At 33.0% G+C, this 19,537-nt stretch carries 16 protein-coding genes; 6 read left to right on the top strand and 10 right to left on the bottom strand.

All coding sequences use genetic code 11. The features are described 5' to 3' along the window. Positions 1-36: 36 nt before the first annotated feature. Positions 37-699, bottom strand: a complete 663-nt coding sequence (locus HM990_RS10710; RefSeq protein WP_178988930.1) for an alpha/beta hydrolase — start codon at positions 697-699, stop codon at positions 37-39. A gap of 163 nt (positions 700-862) precedes the next feature. On the opposite strand from HM990_RS10710, the gene HM990_RS10715 reads away from it, so the two are divergent. Further along, positions 863-1,159 carry an N-acetyltransferase gene (locus tag HM990_RS10715; protein WP_178988931.1) on the top strand — a complete coding sequence of 99 codons (297 nt, stop codon included), beginning with the start codon at positions 863-865 and terminating at the stop codon, positions 1,157-1,159. Between the two features lie 123 nt (positions 1,160-1,282). On the opposite strand, the gene HM990_RS10720 is transcribed toward HM990_RS10715, so the two are convergent. Further along, on the bottom strand, positions 1,283-1,831 hold the full coding sequence (locus HM990_RS10720; protein ID WP_178988932.1) for a lipocalin family protein: 549 nt from the start codon (positions 1,829-1,831) through the stop codon (positions 1,283-1,285). Positions 1,832-1,895: 64 nt separating this feature from the next. Next, positions 1,896-3,227: a tRNA (N(6)-L-threonylcarbamoyladenosine(37)-C(2))-methylthiotransferase MtaB gene (gene mtaB, locus HM990_RS10725; protein WP_178988933.1), complete on the bottom strand. Its 1,332-nt coding sequence runs from the start codon at positions 3,225-3,227 to the stop codon at positions 1,896-1,898. A gap of 45 nt (positions 3,228-3,272) precedes the next feature. On the opposite strand from mtaB, the gene HM990_RS10730 reads away from it, so the two are divergent. Then, on the top strand, positions 3,273-4,910 hold the full coding sequence (locus HM990_RS10730; RefSeq protein ID WP_178988934.1) for an ABC transporter substrate-binding protein: 1,638 nt from the start codon (positions 3,273-3,275) through the stop codon (positions 4,908-4,910). Between the two features lie 136 nt (positions 4,911-5,046). Here HM990_RS10730 and HM990_RS10735 read toward each other — a convergent pair whose 3' ends face one another. The 7 genes from HM990_RS10735 to HM990_RS10765 form a co-directional block, all read right to left on the bottom strand. Further along, complete coding sequence (locus HM990_RS10735) at positions 5,047-5,958, bottom strand: TolB-like translocation protein (RefSeq protein ID WP_178988935.1); 912 nt, start codon at positions 5,956-5,958, stop codon at positions 5,047-5,049. An 85-nt stretch (positions 5,959-6,043) separates the two neighbouring features. Further along, positions 6,044-7,786 (bottom strand): hypothetical protein, encoded by a 1,743-nt coding sequence (locus HM990_RS10740; protein WP_178988936.1) that lies wholly within the window; start codon positions 7,784-7,786, stop codon positions 6,044-6,046. After that, on the bottom strand, positions 7,774-8,988 hold the full coding sequence (locus HM990_RS10745; protein ID WP_178988937.1) for a DUF4249 domain-containing protein: 1,215 nt from the start codon (positions 8,986-8,988) through the stop codon (positions 7,774-7,776). The genes HM990_RS10740 and HM990_RS10745 overlap by 13 nt, the downstream gene beginning before the upstream one ends. Beyond that, positions 8,989-11,775, bottom strand: a complete 2,787-nt coding sequence (locus tag HM990_RS10750) for a carboxypeptidase-like regulatory domain-containing protein (protein WP_178988938.1) — start codon at positions 11,773-11,775, stop codon at positions 8,989-8,991. Positions 11,776-11,795: 20 nt separating this feature from the next. Beyond that, entirely contained in the window at positions 11,796-12,509 is a 714-nt protein-coding gene (locus tag HM990_RS10755) for a hypothetical protein (protein ID WP_178988939.1), read from the bottom strand. Positions 12,510-12,578: 69 nt separating this feature from the next. Beyond that, positions 12,579-13,754 carry a GlmU family protein gene (locus HM990_RS10760; RefSeq protein WP_178988940.1) on the bottom strand — a complete coding sequence of 392 codons (1,176 nt, stop codon included), beginning with the start codon at positions 13,752-13,754 and terminating at the stop codon, positions 12,579-12,581. Positions 13,755-13,896: 142 nt separating this feature from the next. Continuing rightward, complete coding sequence (locus HM990_RS10765) at positions 13,897-14,148, bottom strand: type B 50S ribosomal protein L31 (protein ID WP_178988941.1); 252 nt, start codon at positions 14,146-14,148, stop codon at positions 13,897-13,899. Between the two features lie 160 nt (positions 14,149-14,308). On the opposite strand from HM990_RS10765, the gene HM990_RS10770 reads away from it, so the two are divergent. From HM990_RS10770 to HM990_RS10785, 4 genes are all read left to right on the top strand, one after another. Next, a complete protein-coding gene (locus HM990_RS10770) occupies positions 14,309-14,821 on the top strand; it encodes a DUF4199 domain-containing protein (RefSeq protein WP_178988942.1) in 513 nt (170 codons plus the stop codon). A 53-nt stretch (positions 14,822-14,874) separates the two neighbouring features. Beyond that, positions 14,875-15,825, top strand: a complete 951-nt coding sequence (locus HM990_RS10775; protein ID WP_178988943.1) for a glycosyltransferase family 2 protein — start codon at positions 14,875-14,877, stop codon at positions 15,823-15,825. A 92-nt stretch (positions 15,826-15,917) separates the two neighbouring features. Further along, positions 15,918-17,645 (top strand): phospho-sugar mutase, encoded by a 1,728-nt coding sequence (locus HM990_RS10780; protein WP_178988944.1) that lies wholly within the window; start codon positions 15,918-15,920, stop codon positions 17,643-17,645. Between the two features lie 3 nt (positions 17,646-17,648). Further along, on the top strand, positions 17,649-19,484 hold the full coding sequence (locus tag HM990_RS10785) for an ABC transporter ATP-binding protein (RefSeq protein ID WP_178988945.1): 1,836 nt from the start codon (positions 17,649-17,651) through the stop codon (positions 19,482-19,484). The last annotated feature ends 53 nt before the right edge of the window (positions 19,485-19,537 follow it).

The raw sequence follows: 19,537 nt of genomic DNA on the forward strand, positions 1-19,537 counted from the left end.
TTATAAATGTAATCAATCTACGGACAAGTTTCAAATTCAACTTTCAATAAGTTTTGGTAAATTTTCGTTAAACCATTTGTATTTATTAATGACCATAATGTGTGTTCCGCCTTCGACAACAATACAATTTCCTCCACAGGAATAGGGGAAAATAGCATCGTTATCTCCATGAATATATATGGCATCTAGATGTGCTTCTTCTTGATCCCAACAAACCACTTGCTTTATGGCCCAATCGAGATAGGTTTTATCATTTACGGACAGATATTTTTTGTAAAGATCCACACGCTTTTTTATGGTTTCGCCAAAAGCATATTTAGCCAATAAGTCAATGTTGCTTACCAATTGGGTCGGTAAAATCTTATAAGCTTTGGTTACTTTGAGTAATTTTAACCGTTTTGGTAATTCGTGATGTGATTTTACACTAGAAACCACAAATAGTTTTTTAAGCTTTAGATACTTACTCATTTCCTGTACCAAAATACCTCCAAACGAAACGCCTAAAAGCACTACATTATCGTGCTCAATAAATTTACACATACGTTGGGCGTATGCACTAAGTGTTTCTGTTTTATTGGGAATTTGCCACTCTAACCAATGTATCTTATACCTATCTTCTGGTAGCTTGATATTTTCGAATATAGAAGGATTTGCCGCCATGCCTGGCATCAAATAAACATGAGTCAATTTGGGATTCATAGGTCTTAAAACATTTTACTCGGGACGCCTTAAAGATTTACAATTTAAGGTTTTAACAACAATAACCTAATTTTTTGGTTGATTTTTTGTACCTTTGCCCAGCAAAACTATATAAATTTATAGTATCTACGCTACCAACCGCTGAATTTAATAAAGAGAAATTATGACAGAAACTGCTGAACTGATTGACAATGATTTTCTTCGTCAATTTGAATTAAAGGTTGAAAACGACATGGCTATTATTGAATATTCCTTACAGGAACGTAAGATATTCTTAACAAAGATGATTATTCCTGATGCCATTAGAACAGACGAATTTGAATTGGATTTTATTGATTTGGTATTCTCAAACATTAAGGAACGAAACATTAGTGTGGTACCAACAAGCCCTGAAATCGCAAAATTTGTAAGACGAAACAGAAAATATAAACGGATGTTACCCGTTGGTATTCGTATATAATTTAAGACGTTAGATAGACGTTAGACGTTAGACGTTAGACGTTAGACGTTAGACGTTAGAAATATAAAAAAATCCGATGCTTTGATGAAGTTTCGGATTTTTTTGTTTTTTTTAGGATCAGACTTACAATTTAGTAAATACCAATGTTAAATCTTGTTCAACAATAACATCAAAACCAACATTTTCTTCAATATACAACCCTTCTTCCAATACAAACGATAAAGTGTTACCATTTAAAGTTGCCAATAAAATAACCTCGTAGATTGTGCCATCTTCTTCATATGTTGTAGTAATAGTAACGGTATTCCCATTTACTGAATAACTCGCAGGACTATTACTTACTTCATCTTGGCACTCTATTGTATAGACATAATCTGAGGTAGATCCCGCTACTAATTCGGCATATATATCAGCATAAGAGGTAGTCATATATGTTGCTACGTTGTTATTAAAAACAATGGTTTCATTATTGTAACAATTCATTTCTTCTAATAAATTGGTGCTCGCAGTACCGTCATTATTTAAATCATAGGAAGACCCTGAAACATTCCAAGCTGTAAGTTTCCAAGCACCTTCAATATTACTAGACGTGTTATCATCATCGTCACTTGAGCATGCTGTTGTTAAAGATAAACTTGTTAAAACAAATAAACCTAAGATAAATTTTTTCATAATTAATTTGAATTTTTTTAATTTGGCTGTAAATATAGGACTAGAATCAAACTACGCAAATATATTATTCTACCAGTTCATTTATAAACTCTAACCTTACTAAACCATCGTCATCTATGTTAGTGAGAATCACATTATGAAGTGTATTTACCAAATCCGGATTCCATGGTGCTTTAACCTTAACGTAGTTCTCCGTAAAACCATGAATGTAACCTTCTTTATTTTCGCCTTCAAACAATACAGTTCTTTCCGTGTTTAATTGCTTTTCATAAAACGCACGTCGCTTTTTAGCCGATAATCCTCTTAGCATTTTACTGCGTTTTGCCCTAACATTTTTATAAACGGCACCTTCCATTTCTGCTGCTTCTGTATTGTCGCGTTCAGAATATTGGAACACATGTAAATAAGAAATATCCAATGTATTCAAAAAATTGTAAGTTTCTAAAAAAAGTTCATCCGTTTCTCCAGGAAAGCCAACTATGACATCCACTCCAATACAAGCGTGAGGCATAACTTCTTTTATTTTTGAAACTCTATCGACATATAATTCCTTCATATAGCGACGTTTCATCTTTTTTAAGATGTCATTGCTTCCGCTTTGCAACGGAACATGAAAATGTGGTACAAATGCTCTAGATTTTGAGACTAAATCTATGGTTTCGTTTTTTAATAAATTGGGCTCAATGGATGAAATTCTTAGTCGTTCAATACCTTCCACTTTATCGAGTTCAGTAACTAAATCTAAAAAAGTATGTTCGTGTTTTTTATTCCCGAATTCACCTTTTCCGTAATCGCCAATGTTCACTCCAGTTAATACAATTTCCTTAATATTTTGTTCTGAAATTTCTCTGGCATTCGCAAGAACATTAGCCATAGTATCACTACGGGAAATACCTCTAGCCAACGGAATGGTGCAATACGTACATTTATAATCGCAACCATCTTGAACCTTTAAAAATGCTCTGGTTCTGTCACCAATGGAATAACTGCCGACATAGAAATCGGCTTCTTCAATTTCGCAAGAATGCACTTCTCCGAAGTCGTTTTTAGTCAAATCATTTAAATAATCCGTGATTTTGAATTTCTCCGTTGCTCCCAAAACCAAATCCACGCCATTCACATCTGCTAATTCTTCAGGTTTTAATTGGGCATAACATCCAATGGCTGCCACAAATGCTTCAGGATTATTTTTTTGAGCTTGTTTTACAATAGACTTAAATCGTTTATCCGCATTTTCGGTTACAGAACAGGTATTAATCACATAAATATCCGCCTTCTCCTTAAAATCCACACGATCAAAACCTTCATCTGTAAAACCTCTGGCAATTGTTGAAGTTTCAGAAAAATTAAGTTTACAACCTAGTGTATAAAATGCGACTTTTTTTGTTGGATTCATTCTTGTACTTTTACCAAGTTGGCAAATTTACAACATATAAGTTATATGCTAAAACTCACACCGTTCTCATTCAATAGATTTCTTTTTGGTACATTATTTTTGATGATATGTTCTTGTACGTCTATAGATAACATTCAAAACCATGATCTCGTTTTTAGATATAACGAACACAAAAACATCGGCTCACTCGATCCCGCATTCTCAAAAGACTTGGCTGATATTTGGGGAACACACCAGTTATTTAACGGGTTGGTGCAGATGGACGACGCATTAAACGTTAAGCCGTGTATTGCCAAAAATTGGACGATAACCGATAGTGCAAAGACCTACACGTTCAACTTGAGAAAAGATGTTCTATTCCATAAACATGAATTGTTCGGACGAGATTCCACAAGAAAAACAACTGCTTCAGATTTTGAATATAGTTTCAACCGATTGAGAGACAGATTCATTGCATCTCCTGGAAGTTGGGTTCTAAATAAGGTGGACGATTTTTCAGCCCTCAATGATTCAACATTTCAAATTAAATTAAAACAGCCATTTCCTGCGTTTTTGGGTTTACTGACTATGAAATATTGTTCTGTTGTCCCAAAAGAGATTGTAGAACATTATGGCTCAGATTTTAGGTCGAACCCAATCGGAACGGGACCATTTAAATTCAAGCGTTGGGAAGAAAATTTGAAATTGGTCTTTAGACGCAATAATCATTATTTTGAAACCGATTCAATAGGGCAACCACTGCCCTATCTTGAAGCTATTTCCATTACATTTTTACCAGACAAACAGAGTGAGTTTCTCCAGTTTGCACAAGGTAATATAGATTTCGTATCGGGTTTAGATGGCTCTTATAAGGATGAAATTTTAACGGCTGAAGGAGAATTGAGAGCGAGCTATGCCCATGATGTAAAAATGATTCGTGGCCCCTATCTCAACACAGAATATTTGGCGTTTTTTATGGAAACTGAAGTCAACACCATTCAATCCGGAAAATTAAGGAAAGCGATTAACGTTGGTTTCGATAGAAGCAAAATGATGACGTATCTGAGAAACGGCATCGGAATTCCTGCCAATGGAGGTTTTATTCCAAAGGGATTGCCAGGTTTTGATGCTTCCATAGGTTTTACTTATCAACCCGAATTAGCTAAACAATTAGTATCCGAATTTAAATCTGAAACAGGAATACAAAACCCTGAAATTACCTTAACTACTACAAGCAATTATTTGAGTTTTTGTGAATTTATTCAGCGCGAGCTTCAAAAAACAGGTTTAAACGTGAATGTCGATGTGATACCTGCTTCAAGTTTAAAAGATGCCAAAGCGAATGGCCAGCTCGATTTTTTTAGAGCGAGTTGGATTGCAGATTATCCTGATGCTGAAAATTATTTGTCATTATATTACAGCAATAATTTTGCACCAAACGGCCCAAATTATACACATTTCAAAAGCGAAGCATTCGACAAAATGTATGAAGCATCATATTTAGAAACTGATCCAGAATTGAGAGCGCAACTTTATACCAAAATGGATTCCTTGATTATGGACGTGGCTCCTATTGTACCCTTATTTTATGATGAAGTTGTTAGGTTTACGAGAAAGAATGTGCAAGGCTTAGGGATCAATGCCACTAATTTATTGGAATTGAAATCTGTAAGAAAGTCATTTAATATGACGGAAGTTGAATGACAGAAGACGGAAGAGCTAAAAGTTTTAGCACAAAGTTCCACAAAAAAGGCATAAAGCTTCACAAAGAAATAAAGAATTCGCTTAACAAATAAGTTCTATTATGTTATGGTTAAGTCGCGATGTGTCCCTAAAATAATTATTTACCAGAAAATCCCGAGAAATAATACAAATCGTCACCACCTTCTCCTCTTAATCGCCTTGAAGATAAGTAGCCTGTTGTTAAATCATCATTCAAAAAAAATGAAAAGTCATCTCCACGATCGTTAATTGGTGCATCTAATGAGACTGGTTTTTGGTCCTCATCATTGGATTCCAAATCGTAACTGTAAATATCTATACCTCCTTTTCCACCGCGTCTATCGGAAGAGAAATAAAGCTTGTTATCTGCACTTACAAATGGAAATATCTCGGTTCGAGAGGAGTTAATCTTTTCGCTTAATTTAGTAACTTCACCATAGGTTTTATGGTCAGAAACCGATACTTTATATAAATCTGATTTTCCTTTTGTGCCTTTTACATCGGCAATAAAATAGAGCGTAGAGCCATCAGGGCTTAACGCAGGATGTGCAAAATTATGGTCAGGATCGCAAAATGGCAATGTTGTAAAATTAGTCCAACCTATGCCTTCTTCATATTCGGCACGCTGGATCAATAGGTTGAACGTATTCTTATCTTGTAATTTATTCTCTCCTTTTTCCGTATGGTTAGATGTAAAATACATATATTTCCCATCTTTAGAATAAGTGGCTACCGACATATTAGACATGCCAACCTCTGGTCTTTTTAGAAGCTCAACATTTTTAATTTCACCATCCTCATCTATAGTACCTTCATAAATACCAAAAAGTTGTTGAGAAAATTTGTCTAAAATAGCACGACCTCTTTTGGTCACTAAGTTAGAACTCAAAAGGACTTTATCATTTACAACTCTTGCAGCAAAATGATCAAGTTTATTATTGATTTTAAGATTTTTAATCTCAACCTCTTGCGAAAATCCAAGGCTTATAAAAAATAAAAAAAGTAGGGTAAATTTGGGTAATGGTTTCATGTTATTCTCTTCTATATTGTTTTGTTTCTTCAAATATGTGTTCTAAAATGGCCTTGTAGAAGTGGTTTTAAAATTTTTATGTTTTCTATTTAACTTCAAAAATACTATTTATATAGATTTTTTCACCCTGTTCCGTAAATCCTTCAAGTACTATCTCGTAAAAACCTGTCACACTAGAGGTATAAAATTCAATTTCCTTTCTTGGAGCATCTACTATAAATCTTGGCTTCCATAATAATAGCGTTCTAAAATCTGGCACGTGTTTATCAATTGATTCGTGAGTTTGGTAAAAGTAACGTTTAGGGTTTATTACTGGTTTCACATTTAATTTAAGTACACTGCCTTGATCAAAGTTAAAATTATTTGGTGTTTTTAGTCTAATATCAATTATGCCATTATAAAATATCAATCCATCAATATATGTGCCTTTCACCAAGTTTATGGACTCTATCTCCTTTGGATCGTATTCCACAACATATTTTTCGTCCATAAAATGTACTCCATTGAAAATTAACAATGGACTTGCTTCATCAAATAATCTAGTATTATCTATAGCGTTATTCTCATAAACCAAAAACTTATAGTCTTGTCCATCGTTTCTAATAGCAGCTTGCTGCACCACCTCAACAAATGTTTCTTTTAGTGTTTTAAAACGTGTATAATCATCTAAAACATATACTAAATCTGGCTTTCCGTAAAAAGGTAACGGATTCTGCTGATTTATGATGCTATCTCGTTTTAGGTTGAAATAGGCACTTTCTACTTGATTAAAAACACTTCGATTCTCGACCCAGTTCCGAATATCCTTATTAATTTTTAAGGGATAAAACTTCAAATCATCATAAGCATCAAAATATGTTGAGTCTAATAGTATCTTATAATAATGTTGATCTTTTAGTTCTAATTGCAAATAGCCAACTTTATCATCATAGTTTTCAATCATATTAAAATAAAACTCACCTGACTTATTTGTTGTTGCCGACTTATAAATCACATCATCTCCTTGCATGGACAACGAAACCGAAATCTTCTCTACTGGTTTATTGTCTTTTATGTTTATAACCTTACCAGATATTAATTCACCTCTGTAATCTGGTAGACGCAGTTCTTTCACCTTTTGTTCGTTTTCTATATTTTGATTGGTGTTGTTATGTGCCACAAAAATCGAATTCATTTTTTTTACTGAAAGCGTATAACTGCCAAAATTGGAAGCCCCTTCTTTATTTTCAATCTGAAGCGTAACTTTTTGTCTTTTGGCATACACACTATCAATGGTAAATAAAGTGATTTCTGAATTGACATTTTTTTGTTCAGTCATTAATTTTTTATTGACTAAACCAATTTCAATATACTTTTCTGTAGCTCCAAATGTGCTTATAAGGTTATTGTCCCAAGCATTCAAAAATGGATTAATCAGATACACGTCATTGTGAGCATAGGCATTCTCATAATTATTTAAACTCCAATTGGTATAGCCTATTAGTTTGTATTGTCCAGTTTTTAATGAAGTAGGCAAGAAAAAATCACCTGAGGCTCTGCCATTTAGCAGTTTTAATTTATGCTTAAAAACTACATTTCTATTACGATCAACTAGTTCTACATAAGCTATCTTACTAATATCACTATATGAGTTTGTTATTAGACTATAGAAGTCATAATATAAAGTTTCCCCAGATAAAATAATACTATCGTTAATTTTTAAGAACACCTTTTCGGAAGGCACGTCTTGAGTCAAAGATAATTTATTGGAATCCTTTTGAGCATTTCCAATGTAACTAAAAGTTAGGACAAAAAATACTATGCCAATATTTGTGATTAATCTTCCCAAAATTCTGGTATTACAGTTGATGAAATTCTTGTACAATCTCCACATTCGGCTCTTACAAAATTAAATATTGGATGTTGTCCTCCTAAATATAGAAATTCTGGTTCTGCCACTGAAAATATACTATACATGTAGCTACGATCATTTCGGTCAAAATCTTCTGTTGTATTATCAATATAATCGAGATCAGTTAAAAATTCACATTCAGAAAAATAAGGTGGTTTTTGAATGTTAAAATCCGAATAATTAAAATACAAACGCGATGAAGAAACCGACGATACTTGAAAAAAGCCAACTACACTTTGTTCTGGATTTTCAACGCAGGTTATATTACCTTGAACAAAACCTGGTTGGTTTTCTACCAAAAGGTTTTCTGTTATTCCCAATTCTTTTAATACTCTATAAAAATTATAAGCTTCAAAAGATTGAACATACTGTTTAACTAAAATACTATAGCGCTCTCTCAAAATTGCATTCTCCTGTTTTATAAATCTGACCGGAAAATCTACTATCGAACTGACCTCCAACTCATTTAATGACGCTTGAATTATAGCCGTCGAATTCTTTGTAGAGTAACATACCCTGACATTTTCATCTTTTGGTTGAAGAACAATATCATACTCTAGAGAGTCACCCGAACCAACAACATTTTCTATTGTAAAGTCAAAATTATTGTAATATGGAGCTATCACTTTATAGGTTTCCTCATAATCGTATTTAAAAAATGTGGCTTCTCCAGCTGCGCTATTAACGAGGACTTGAACGCCTTGTTCTCCATTAACTGTTAGTAATTCCGCACTAAGATTTTGAATTTCTGAAACTGGAGGAGCTATCTCTGGGCTTGAGACATAGTTTAATCCATCCGCTGCAGCTATGTGCAGTATGTATGTTTCACCTTCAAAGGTTTGGAAATTGCTATTAGACATGTAATTACCCATTCCGAAATTACTGAATGTATAGATATTTTGATTACCGTCTTCTACCCAAACCTGAGCATCATTTACATAAATTGGCTGTTCAGAATTTAATGGTATTGTTCTGGATAGTTGAATTTTTTGAGGTCCTAGTTGATCTATTAAAGTAGCTTCAACTACCAATAAACTCTCAAAGTTTTTTTCTGTTAATTCATAGCGTTCAGTACAACTCATAAATAAGCTGACAATAGCAGAAAAATAAAAGAGCTTTATATAGTGTTTTCTTTTCATCTAAAACTTAAAGTTATATGTAATTGTAGGAATCGGTATAGCAAAAATAGATGTTTTATAGGCTTGTATTGAACCTTCATTATTGACATAAAAAACAGAATACGGATTACTTCGACCTAAAACATTATATACAGATATATTTATAAAACTATGTGCTAACTTTTCAAGTTTGTGACTGCCTTCAATATTCACACCAAGGTCTAATCTATAATAATCTGGAATCCTTGCTTTATTTCTATCACTATAAATAACTTGTTCAGTTCCATTAAATATAAACTTTCCGACCGGATAAGTTAAAGGTCTTCCCGTCTGATAATTGAAATTCATAGAAAAACTATAACGCTTAGTAAGTCTAAAGTTAGAGACTATATTAAAATCATGTGGTCTATCATAATTGGCCGGAAAATAATTACCATTATTTATTGTCTCAGTTAAAAATTGACTTTGTAGCTGTATTAATGATCGCGAATACGAGTAACTTAACCAACCATTTAATTTACCATTATTTTTTTTAACCAAAAGTTCTAAACCATATGCTTTGCCTTTTCCTTGTAAAACTTCGGTTTCTATATTTTCATTCAAACTTAATTGAGCTCCAATTTTAAAGTCCAAAATGTCTGACATTTTTTTATAATACGTTTCAAAACTTAATTCATAGTTATTATCTGAAAAATTCTTGAAAATACCAAATGACACTTGGTGTGCTACTTGTGGTTTAATATTTAAGTCAGATAATTTCCAAGTATCTACAGGTGACATCGTTGTATTACTTGAAAGTAAATGGATATATTGTAAGGTCTTATTATAGGAACCTTTTACTGATAGTGTTGGCGATAAAAAGTAACGACCAGATAATCGGTATTCTAAGCCACCATAGGTTTTTACAATCGCATTGTTCTCGAAGGATTTTGTTTCTATTACACTATTATCCGATTTTGGCTGAGAAGAATCGTAAACGTTATAATCTCCTGGTCCTAAAGCAAAATAGAGTGAATACCTTAGACCCAAATCTAAGGAAAGCTTATCGTTGATTTTAAATAAGTCGGAAATAAAGATGGCAGATTCTAATGCTTTTTCTTTTTCAATACGGTTAGATTCAACATTAGAATTTTCATCTAATGGTTTTATATTTCCTGGCTCAATATTATATAATTTACTGCTAATACCATAATCGAACTTATGTTGCTTACTCATTAAATATTTCATATTTAATTTAAGCTCTGTTTCATTTAAAGTATAATCGTAGCCGAAGTCGTTATTAAAATCACTATCATAAGTGATTTTGAATTTATATTGGGTATTAGCAAGTGTTATCGTTCCTCGATTTTTGTTATCAAACGTGTGATTCCATTTTAAAGATGCCAAGCGATTACTATAATCAAACAACGAGTCAGATGTAATGCTAAATTTATCTTTACTATAAAATCCCATAGCGCTAACATCATTTTTATCATCAATTTTAGAACTATATTTTATGATACCATCATAAAATGAGGCTTCGCTATTACTTATGGTTTCTTCGTCTATAGTATTTAAAATCCAATCAGAATATGTAGCTCTAACACCAGCAATTATTGAAGATTTATTTTTTGCAATAGGCACCTCTACAGCTAAATTACCAGTTACTGGCCCGATACTACCTTCAGCAGAAAATTTCTCAGTATTGGATGATTTTGTAGTCATATCTATAACAGATGATAAGCGACCGCCGAATTCAGCAGGAACACTGCCTTTGTATATATTAACACTTCCAGTGGTAAATGGATTAATAGCCGAAAAAATACCGAAAAAATGTGATGGGTTATACATTACAGCATCGTCCATTAAAATAAGATTTTGATCCGTTTTCCCTCCTCGCACATTGTAACCTAAAGCCCCTTCCCCATTAGTTTTAATCCCTGGCATAGTTGTGGCTACCTTTAAAACATCACGTTCACCTAATATCAATGGCACAGTTTTAATAGCTTCTACATCTATAGATGTCACTCCAGACATTACTTCTTTAACATTCGCATCCCTATCATTTTCAATTAAAACTTCATCTAATAGCGTTAAAGACTCTATAAGAGAAAAGTCCAAATTACCATCTCCGTAGACAACAACTTCTTGTGCATTAGTTTCGTAAGCTATTGATTTGGTTTCTATAATGTAAGATCCACTAGGTAATTTCAATTCGTAATTTCCATTACTATCTGTAACGGCATTAATGTCTTTACTGACAACATTGACTATTAAATCCGGAATCGGTCTATTTGTATTTAAATCTTTCACAAGACCAGTTATTTTATACCGCTTTTTTACTGCTGATTTACTAGCTTTACCAATCGCAACCACAGTTCCTCCGGTTCTGATTTTCACATTTGTATATTGTTTTATGAGTACAGGAGTTCGAGAATTAATAGAGTCTAAATTACTTTCAGTATCCGAAATGCTATCTTCAGCACTTTTAAGATCTTCATTAAAAAAAACACTTGGTAACGTATCAACTATTAAACTATTCTGTGTGAATATGACAGTGTCGTTATAAATTAAATAATTTAGGCTTGTATCTTGCAGAATGGTCTTAAGTATAAAATCTAAAGTCTGGGATTTAAAAGCACCTGAGACTTTTATATCCTCTAACCAAGACTCTTGAAAGTAATAATCTTGATGAGTTAAATTCTCCAACTCTAGCAAAGCTTCCTTTAATGAAGTCTCATCAAAAGTGATTGAAAACTTATCTGTATGTTGTGCATACAAATTTTGAAAACATAGAAACCATATTACAAATAGGATGAGTCCTTTCATTCAATATATCAGAGTTTAAATTATTCAGTATCTAAATGACTAAAAAGAGAAATCATAAAAGCTTTCGAATCTCGTACTTTTAAAATTTTATTTTTTTTGTAGAATGATTTTATTTTCGACTTTTCTTGTGGTAATACATCTATGATATCATTTTTTGAAGTCAATTGATAATATTCTGTATCATATTCTAGCAGTAAAATTTCAGACTCTAAAAACTCATATAGAACGGTTTTATCAACAAGTCGCTTTTTTATATTTTTTTGGTGCTTTAAAAATAAATTGAAGTTTTGACCTTTATAAAGTTGCTCAAAAAAACCATTATTATAAAATGAAAATTTTGACGCTTTGTGTGGTAGTCTCAAAAACGTAGAACCATAAATTTTAAAAGCATCAATATGCAAAGAACTTAAAATAATTTCAAAACTCTTATCTTCTGTATTGTTTCTAAAAACAATCTGATCTTCAAGGAGATCGTATTTTATATTAGCATCGAAGAAAGGTTGACCATTATATTGAAGAAAAGCTGTTGTATATACGTTGGATTTAAAAAATCTAAAGTCATTTTTTGAATAGGTCCTATTAAAATCATCTACAAACCTTATACCTTGACTTAAATCATTATTAATCGTTCCTACGATCTTATCAAACTCTTTATAGTTATTTGAAGAATTATTTTGTGAAAAAATTGTGACAGGAATAAGTAAATAAAATACTACGTTAATATTGAATTTCATTAGGGCTAAGTAATTATGGTCAAAGTTAAGATTAAAACGGATTATGCCAAGTTTATAGACCTATATTTATTAGTCTTTTCTATATTGTTTTGTTTCTTCAAATATGTGTTCTAAAATGGACTTGTCTTGGTCTGTAAATTCTTCTTTTCGTCTTGCCATAACTACTTCAGCAACTTCAAATGCTTTATTAGTTTTATAGGTTACAAACCCCTTACTTCCTCCCCAAGAAAAACTTGGCACAAAATTCCTTGGAAATCCACTTCCAAAGATATTAGCACTTACACCAACAACTGTTCCAGTATTAAACATGGTGTTAATACCACATTTACTATGGTCTCCCATCATTAAACCGCAGAATTGTAATCCAGTTTTTGCAAAACCCTCGGTTTGGTAATCCCAAAGTCTAACTTCAGCATAATTATTCTTTAAGTTACTATTATTTGTGTCTGCTCCGAGATTACACCATTCGCCTAAAACTGAATTACCTAAAAAGCCATCGTGTCCTTTATTAGAAAAACCAAATATGACAGAGTTATTGACTTCACCTCCAATTTTACTATATGGTCCAACCGTTGTAGGTCCATATACCTTAGTACCTAATTTCAAGGCTGCATTATTACAAAGTGCCAAAGGACCTCTAACCATAGAACCTTCCATAATTTCCGCATCTCTACCAATATATATGGGACCAGAACTTGCATTTAAGGTTGCGAAATTTATGACAGCTCCTTTTTCGATAAAAATGTTTTCAGGGTTGAGGGTATTTACGGTTGAAGGAATAGGTTGTGACTTTCTATCTTTTGTAATTAAATTAAAATCTTCTGCAATGGCGTCTCCGTTTTTAGAAAAAATATCCCAAGTATGTTCAATCTTTAAAATATCTCCTTGGAGTTCTATGGCTTCAAATGTTGAAAAATCCGAGTGCTCTTCGCCTTCTTTAGCATAAAATGCAATGACGTCTTCATCTTTGAACAATGCTTGATTATGCTCTAAATTCCTTACAATTTCAGCAACCTCATAATTTGGAAGAAATGAAGCATTGATCATGATATTATCATCCATTTCAACCATAGGAAACTTATCTGCCAAATAATCTTCAGTAATAGTTGTGGTTGTATATTCTAGATAGGATTCCCATTTTTGTCGAATAGTTAAAATACCAACTCTGATATCCGCCACAGGTCTTGTAAAGGTAAATGGCAACAAGTTGTTGCGATATGGCCCATCAAATAATATATAGTTCATAAATGATTGATGTTAGAAGCTCGAAAATAGAAGTTATCACTCTAAGTTCCACTAATTAGTGGATCAAAAGTAATTTAATTATAGAAAACAAAAAAGCCTTTCTGTTGTTAGAAAGGCTTTTTCGATTATCGGTAAGCTTCGTTTATTTTTTAAACTTAGCGTATTTGTTTTTGAACTTATCAATACGACCAGCTGTATCTACCAATTTAGATTTACCTGTGTAGTATGGATGCGATGTTCTAGAAATTTCCAATTTAACTAATGGATATTCAGTACCATCAACGTCAATAGTCTCATTTGTATCTGCAGTAGATTTTGTTAAAAACACATCGTCATTAGACATATCTTTAAACGCTACTATTCTATAATTTTCTGGATGTATTCCTGCTTTCATCACTAAATGCTTTAAATGTATTCGATTTTTCGAGGTGCAAATTTAAGTAATTTTTATAAATGTACAATCTTTTTGATGAATTTTATTTCACAAAAATATGTAACATTTCTATATCTTTGGATACTAACTAGTCAATTAACTCAGAAATCAACTAATAATTATGGAAAACACTAAACCATCTATTAAACCAATTGCATATAATTATGGCCTTTATTCAGGACTTTTAACAATAGCCGGACTTGTAATATTGTATGTTTTAAATATAGAAAGTCATTGGATTATTAGCGTTATAAGTACCATGGCAACCATTGCAATATTCTACTTTGGAATTAACGCTTACAAGAAAATGAATGGCAATATATTAAGCATTAGAGATGGCTTAAAAACAGGAATGGGAATTGCTTTAGTTGGAGGTCTCATTTCTGCTGTATATGCCGCAATACATTATACATTGATTATTCCAGAATTTCTATTAGGCAAAAAAGAAGAAGCAATCGCTGATATGATGTCACAAAACCCAAATATGGAAGGTGACTCATTAGAAATGGCAATGAAAATGATTGACATAACAACTTCAGAATTTTTTATTGCGACTATGATGCTACTCGGAAGTTTATTTTTTGGATTTATTGTCGCTCTAATTATATCTGCAATTCTGAAAAATGACCGATAGTATCCTTAAAAATTTTCTCTATTTTTGAAGTCTAGAAATTAGACAAAAACTCTATGGACATATCAGTAGTAATACCACTACTCAACGAAGAGGAATCTTTAAAAGAATTACACGATTGGATAGTATCAGTGATGCTGTCCAATCAGTTTTTTTATGAAATTCTATTTATAGATGATGGTAGTACTGACAAGTCTTGGCAAATTATTTCCGAACTCGTGGAAATAAACCCGAATGTAAAAGGGATTCGGTTTTTAAAAAACTTTGGAAAATCACAAGCCTTGCATGCAGGATTTGCGCAAGCCAAAGGCAACGTGGTCATTACCATGGATGCCGATTTACAAGATAATCCAGAAGAGATTCCTGAACTTTTCAGAATGATAAAGGAAGAGCATTTCGATTTGATTTCCGGCTGGAAAAAGAAGCGTTATGATTCCTATTTTTCTAAAAATTTACCTTCAAAATTATTCAATTGGGCTGCAAGACGAACTTCAGGAGTTAAACTCAATGATTTTAATTGCGGTTTAAAAGCCTATAGCAATACCGTTGTAAAACATATCGATGTCTATGGTGAAATGCATCGCTATATTCCTGTGTTGGCTAAAAATGCAGGTTTTACAAATATCGGTGAGAAAGTGGTACAACATCAAGCACGTAAATATGGCCATACCAAATTTGGTATGAATCGTTTTATCAACGGTTTTTTAGACCTTATCACTATTTGGTTTATTTCGCGCTTTGGCAAAAGACCAATGCATTTATTTGGTGCGCTTGGCGTCATGATGTTCATTATTGGTTTCGGATTTGCATTCTATTTGGGCATTGACAAATTATTTCTGAATCCAACCGGAAGACTTATCACTGATCGACCGCAATTCTACATTGCACTATCAACAATGATTATTGGTTCGCAATTCTTTATCGCAGGCTTTCTGGGCGAACTTGTTTTACGTTCTAAACGGGATCAACAACGGTATTTCATTAAAGAAAATTTGAATCTTCAATAAGGTTCAGAATTTATAAGCTTGTTAGTCGGTTTCAAATTGCGAATTGTTTATTTTTGTTAAACAAATTATTCAGCTAATAAATCCATACAACCATGATTCACATTAAACCAGAAATTTTAGATCGTGTAAACGCCTGGCTAACGCCAACTTTTGACGACGAATCCCAAACACAAATTAAAAATATGATTGCCTCTAATCCAAAAGAATTGGAAGAGAGTTTTTATAAAGATCTTGAATTTGGAACTGGTGGAATGCGAGGAATAATGGGATTGGGCACCAATAGAATCAATAAATACACCTTAGGAAAAAACACACAAGGTTTAAGTAATTATTTAAAAGCGTCCTTCCCTAATGAAGAAATAAAGGTGGCGATTGCTTACGATTGCAGACATAATAGCAACACCTTTGGTAAACTGGTTGCAGATGTTTTTTCAGCCAATGGCATCAAAGTTTATTTATTTGAAGATTTAAGAGCAACACCGGAATTATCCTTCGCCTTAAAACATTTAAACTGTCATTGTGGCATTGTGTTGACCGCGTCGCACAATCCACCTGAATACAATGGTTATAAAGTCTATTGGCAAGATGGAGGTCAATTGGTACCACCACATGATTCAGCCGTAATTGCTGAAATTAATAAATTGGATTATTCTGAAATTAAGTTTGAAGCCAATTCAGATTTAATTCAATACATAGGAAAAGACGTTGATGATGTTTTTATTGATGCCTCTGTGAAAAATGGAAGTTTTGATACGTCTGCTGAAGCTAAAGCCAACTTAAATATTGTATTCACATCTCTACACGGCACCTCAATTACAGCGATACCGGAAACATTAAAACGAGCGGGTTACACTAACGTAAATATTGTTGAAGAACAGCGATTACCAAATGGCGATTTCCCAACCGTCGTTTCTCCAAATCCAGAAGAGCCAGAGGCTTTAAAAATGGCCATGGAATTAGCAGAAAAAGTGGATGGCGATATTGTCATCGGAACCGATCCAGATTGTGATCGTTTAGGTGTGGTGACACGTAATTTAGAAAACGAATTAGTAATCCTTAACGGTAACCAGACCATGTTGCTAATGACCGATTTCCTTTTGAAACAATGGAAAAATTCTGGAAAAATCAATGGGAAACAATTTGTAGCTTCTACTATTGTTTCTACACCAATGATGACGGTTTTAGCCAATGCTTACGATGTAGAAAGTAAAATCGGTCTGACTGGTTTTAAGTGGATTGCTAAAATGATAAAAGACTTCCCGGAACTTGATTTTATTGGTGGTGGCGAAGAGAGTTTTGGATATATGGTTGGCGATTTTGTTCGAGATAAAGATGCGGTAACCTCTACACTTTTAGCTTGTGAAATTGCTGCACAAGCCAAAGCAAAAGGTAAGACCATGTACCAAGAATTGATTGATCTGTATGTGGCACACGGTTTCTTCAAAGAACGATTAATCTCTCTAACTAAAAAAGGGATTTCTGGTGCACAGGAAATTAAGCAAATGATGATTGATGCCAGAGCTAATCCGCTGAAAGAAATCAATGGCCAAAAAGTAGTTTTGATTGAAGATTATGATTTATCAATTTCAAAAAACCTTCAAAACAACGAAGAAACGACTATAGATATTCCAAAATCAAATGTATTGATCTATTATACTGAAGATGGTAGTAAAATAGCATTGCGACCAAGTGGGACAGAACCTAAGATAAAATTCTATATCAGCGTAAATACTGATCTTGACAATAAGGCAGACTTCAAAAAAACGGAGCAGTTATTGGATGACAGAATTGATGCCATTCTCAAGGATATGAATTTATAATTAATGGATTATATAAAAAAGTTATCACGGTTTATTGTTCCGTACAAAAAGTATGCGTTTCTAAATATTTTCTTCAACGTTTTATATGCCCTTTTTGGAACATTATCGTTTGTTTCTCTAATGCCAATGTTAAAGGTATTACTGAAAACAGCAGAACCTATTGCTGAAAAACCACTAAGATCTAATTACGATGGGATTCTAGAATATGGCAACTATCTTGAAGATTCTCTTAACTTTTTTATTACCCAAAAAATTGAAGCGGACGGTCAATACAGCGTATTAATTATAATGATTTGTGTTGTATTGGCTACTTTTTTACTTAAAAATGCGGCTGGATACTTTTCAAATTTCTTTTTAGCATATCTTAGAAATGGTATCTTGAAAGATATTAGGAATGAACTCTATCAAAAAACTGTAAGCCTTCCTATATCCTATTTTTCAGAAAAACGAAAAGGCGATATTATAGCTCGAATATCGGCTGACGTCAACGAAATTCAGAATTCATTGTTGGCTATTTTAGAATTACTAGTAAGAGAACCGCTAACCATCATTTTCACAATTATTGTGATGTTTACCATAAGCCTAAAACTTACCATTTTTGTATTCATATTTATCCCTATTTCTGGTATAATTATATCTAGAGTAGGTAAAAGTTTGAAAAAACATTCGCAACGTGTACAAGAAGAAAATGGTGCATTTTTGTCGGTGTTGGATGAAACCTTAAACGGTCTAAAAGTCATCAAAGGGTTTAATGCTGAAAGAAAATTTACGTCAACATTTAAAAACTCAACGTCTAGATTATACAAGTTTTCAAATGATTTAGCCCATAGACAGAATCTGGCGTCGCCAACTTCAGAATTCCTCGGTATTGTTGTAATCGCAGTTATTCTATTGTATGGAGGGCAAATGGTCTTGGTTGATAAAACCTTGACTTCAGATCAATTCATTACCTATATGGCTTTGGCCTACAATATTTTAACACCGGCAAAAGCAATCAGTAAGGCAACTTACAAAGTAAAAGCAGGCAATGCATCTGCAGATCGTGTCTTAGATATCTTAAATACAGAATCAAGCATTCAAGATGTCGAGAACGCTAGAGTAAAAACTGATTTTAATTCTGACATAAAACTAAATAATATTTCGTTTAAGTATGAAGACGACTTGGTTCTTAAAAACTTCACTCTTCAAGTCCCTAAAGGAAAAAGTGTTGCTTTGGTTGGACAATCTGGAAGTGGCAAAAGTACCATTGCGAATCTCGTTACCCGTTTTTATGATGTTAATGAAGGCAGCATTTCCATTGATGGCGAAGATATAAAAGACATTACAAAACATTCTTTGCGACGTCTAATGGGATTGGTAACACAAGATTCCATTTTGTTTAATGAGAGTATTAAAAACAATATACTTTTAGGTAAAGAAGATGCTACTGACGAAGAAATCATAGATGCTTTAAAAATTGCGAATGCCTGGGAATTTGTAAAGGATTTATCAAAAGGAATTGATACTAATATTGGAGATGCTGGTGGTAAATTGTCTGGAGGACAAAAACAACGCTTAAGTATTGCAAGAGCTGTGCTAAAAAACCCGCCAATTATGATTTTAGATGAAGCGACCTCAGCTTTAGATACCGAAAGCGAACGTTTAGTACAAGATGCGCTTGAAAATATGATGAAAAATAGAACCTCTATCATTATAGCACATAGACTCTCAACAATTCAAAATGCTGATGAAATTGTAGTGATGAACAAAGGTGAAATTGCAGAACAGGGCACGCACGCTGAATTGATCGCTAAAAATGGTGTGTATAGAAAACTTGTTGACATGCAGAGTTTTGATTAGTGCTAGTGATATTTTACTTCTAATTTAAAATTATACATATTGGATTTTTACTT

This window comes from Winogradskyella schleiferi (assembly GCF_013394655.1).
Taxonomy (GTDB): domain Bacteria; phylum Bacteroidota; class Bacteroidia; order Flavobacteriales; family Flavobacteriaceae; genus Winogradskyella; species Winogradskyella schleiferi.

Bases quoted from the DNA above. Each gene is read 5' to 3' on its own strand.
- HM990_RS10755 (WP_178988939.1), bottom strand. From the start codon at position 12,509: ATGAAATTCAATATTAACGTAGTATTTTATTTACTTATTCCTGTCACA.
- HM990_RS10770 (WP_178988942.1), top strand. From the start codon at position 14,309: ATGGAAAACACTAAACCATCTATTAAACCAATTGCATATAATTATGGC.
- HM990_RS10775 (WP_178988943.1), top strand. From the start codon at position 14,875: ATGGACATATCAGTAGTAATACCACTACTCAACGAAGAGGAATCTTTA.
- HM990_RS10750 (WP_178988938.1), bottom strand. From the start codon at position 11,775: ATGAAAGGACTCATCCTATTTGTAATATGGTTTCTATGTTTTCAAAAT.
- HM990_RS10760 (WP_178988940.1), bottom strand. From the start codon at position 13,754: ATGAACTATATATTATTTGATGGGCCATATCGCAACAACTTGTTGCCA.
- HM990_RS10730 (WP_178988934.1), top strand. From the start codon at position 3,273: ATGCTAAAACTCACACCGTTCTCATTCAATAGATTTCTTTTTGGTACA.
- mtaB (WP_178988933.1), bottom strand. From the start codon at position 3,227: ATGAATCCAACAAAAAAAGTCGCATTTTATACACTAGGTTGTAAACTT.
- HM990_RS10735 (WP_178988935.1), bottom strand. From the start codon at position 5,958: ATGAAACCATTACCCAAATTTACCCTACTTTTTTTATTTTTTATAAGC.
- HM990_RS10780 (WP_178988944.1), top strand. From the start codon at position 15,918: ATGATTCACATTAAACCAGAAATTTTAGATCGTGTAAACGCCTGGCTA.
- HM990_RS10765 (WP_178988941.1), bottom strand. From the start codon at position 14,148: ATGAAAGCAGGAATACATCCAGAAAATTATAGAATAGTAGCGTTTAAA.
- HM990_RS10710 (WP_178988930.1), bottom strand. From the start codon at position 699: ATGAATCCCAAATTGACTCATGTTTATTTGATGCCAGGCATGGCGGCA.
- HM990_RS10785 (WP_178988945.1), top strand. From the start codon at position 17,649: ATGGATTATATAAAAAAGTTATCACGGTTTATTGTTCCGTACAAAAAG.
- HM990_RS10745 (WP_178988937.1), bottom strand. From the start codon at position 8,988: ATGAAAAGAAAACACTATATAAAGCTCTTTTATTTTTCTGCTATTGTC.
- HM990_RS10715 (WP_178988931.1), top strand. From the start codon at position 863: ATGACAGAAACTGCTGAACTGATTGACAATGATTTTCTTCGTCAATTT.
- HM990_RS10720 (WP_178988932.1), bottom strand. From the start codon at position 1,831: ATGAAAAAATTTATCTTAGGTTTATTTGTTTTAACAAGTTTATCTTTA.